General features: G+C 43.9%; 1 protein-coding gene. It reads left to right on the forward strand.

Annotation, left to right across the window (positions count from 1 at the left end; translation table 11 throughout):
* Positions 1–804: IS4 family transposase (locus tag Q4567_RS22210; protein ID WP_303502486.1), on the forward strand; the 804-nt coding region annotated here is incomplete at its 5' end.
* Positions 805–829 lie beyond the last annotated feature (25 nt).

Below are 829 nucleotides of genomic sequence, written 5' to 3' on the forward strand. Positions count from 1 at the left end.
CATCCTGAGGAGCAACATGCTCAGCCGATGATTCAGAAACGTTTTTTAGCTAGGTTAGCTAAACTCTTACCGAGTGACTGCCAACCGATTATTTGCACAGATGCCGGGTTTAAAATACCTTGGTTTAAGGAAGTGAGCCGACTCAACTGGTATTGGTTGGCAAGAACCCGCGGCAGTGTGAAATGTAAATTGGCGACGGAAAATCAATGGCGCTACGTAAGTGATTATCATACTCGAGCCTCTTCTAAGGCCATGGAGCTTCCCATTTGTACTTTATCGAAAAGAAGTCAGTATTCGTGTCGAGGCGTTTTATTCAAAGGGAAAAACAAACAACGACATAATGTAAATAGAAAAGGGGTGGTGACCAAAGACAATATTAATAAGCGTCATAGCAAGTCCGCCAAAGAGCCTTGGTTCTTAGTCTCCAACCTTCCGCAAAATCAATTCGGAGCGAATAAGCTTGTCCATTTATATTCACGTAGAATGGCCATTGAAGAATCGTTTAGAGATTGTAAAAATGAATACTATGGACTGGGATTATCCCGTAGTTTAAGTCGCTGTGAAAAACGTCTGCAAGTCATTTTACTCTTAGCCATGATGGTACAATTCTATCTATACTGTGTGGGTAAAGCGGCAGAAGCCCAGGGCTATCACCGCCATTTCCAAGCAAACACCATCACGAGCCGGCGCGTACTATCTTACGGGTATTTAGCTCTGAGACTGCTCAAGCATTCTCGGTTTTATCTAAATGAGAACATGCTCAAAGCATCCATCGAAGCCCTAGTGGAGGATGCAAAATGTTGATGCCGCTGTGGGGATCCCTCAGGCT

The sequence above is a fragment of the Aliiglaciecola sp. 2_MG-2023 genome (genome assembly GCF_030548145.1).
GTDB classification, from domain to species: domain Bacteria; phylum Pseudomonadota; class Gammaproteobacteria; order Enterobacterales; family Alteromonadaceae; genus Aliiglaciecola; species Aliiglaciecola lipolytica_A.